2 protein-coding genes are annotated in these 1,075 nt (G+C 49.1%); both read left to right on the top strand.

What is annotated here, in order from left to right:
* A partial coding sequence (locus tag BLQ57_RS20790; RefSeq protein ID WP_205635655.1) for a tyrosine-type recombinase/integrase occupies nucleotides 1-795 on the top strand: 795 nt, incomplete at its 5' end.
* Nucleotides 792-1,075: transposase zinc-binding domain-containing protein (locus BLQ57_RS20795; protein WP_205635656.1), on the top strand; the 284-nt coding region annotated here is incomplete at its 3' end. The genes BLQ57_RS20790 and BLQ57_RS20795, both read left to right, overlap by 4 nt.

Raw genomic sequence — 1,075 nt, forward strand, 5'->3', positions numbered from 1 at the left:
CATCTGGCCAAGCTGGCCATCCATTTCAATGAGCTTCCAACTCTGGTAGATCCTGATCGGATCAATGATTACCTACATCTGGTCAAGCGGAGTCACAATACCCCTTCTGATTCCTACTTCAAGTTTACTGTTTATGCACTTCGGTTTGCCTATCGAATAGAAGGTATGAAAGATAAGCGGATTGAACTTCCGACTATTAAGCGGAGCAAAAAGCTACCTGTTGTACTCAGTAAGGAAGAGGTCCGTCGGTTGCTTAAAGCTCCCAAGTTGCTTAAGCATCGAATTCTGATCGGGCTGCTCTATGGGTGCGGACTTCGCTGTTTTGAAGTAAGGAATCTGAAAATCGAAGACTTGGATTTTGACCGGAAAGTCCTGCATGTAAAAGACGGCAAAGGGAGGAAAGACCGTTACGTTCCCCTCGCAGATATCCTGATCCGAGGGCTGAAAACCTATCTTGAAGCCGAGCAGCCCATTGAGTGGCTGTTCAACAGTAAAGGCGAGCAGATCATCGGTCGTGCAGGAGGGGATTTTGACGGACGTTACTCCCAGCGTGGGGTGCAGTGGGCAGTGAATGAAGCCAAAAAGAAAGCCGGTATTCTCAAGCCGATGAATGTTCACACGCTCCGGCATACCTATGCCACTCATCTGCTGGAAGAGGGACTGGATATTTTGACTATTAAGGATTTATTGGGTCACGAATGCATTGATACCACCATGATTTATTTGCATGTGGCCCAGACTGAAAAGTGCCGTGCTTTTAGTCCGCTGGATAGACTCTATCTATCCAGAAAGTGAAGCCCCGCTTTGAAGTAGCTCAAGTGCTACGACAGCACTGGGCCGAGGTGGAGCATCATCCCCAGATCAACCGTTGGCAGCTGCGGACGCTTTCGGCCTTAAGGCGTTGCCGGACCGCTGACTTGGGTGGACACGTAGATGCCTGCACAGACTGCGGGAATACCCGGATCAGCTATAACAGTTGTCGGAACAGGCACTGCCCAAAGTGTCAAGGGAAAAATAGGGAAGATTGGATCGCCAAGAGAGAAGCGGAATTACTTCCCGTACCGTATTTTCATGT

The organism is Algoriphagus faecimaris, assembly GCF_900101705.1.
Lineage (GTDB): Bacteria > Bacteroidota > Bacteroidia > Cytophagales > Cyclobacteriaceae > Algoriphagus > Algoriphagus faecimaris.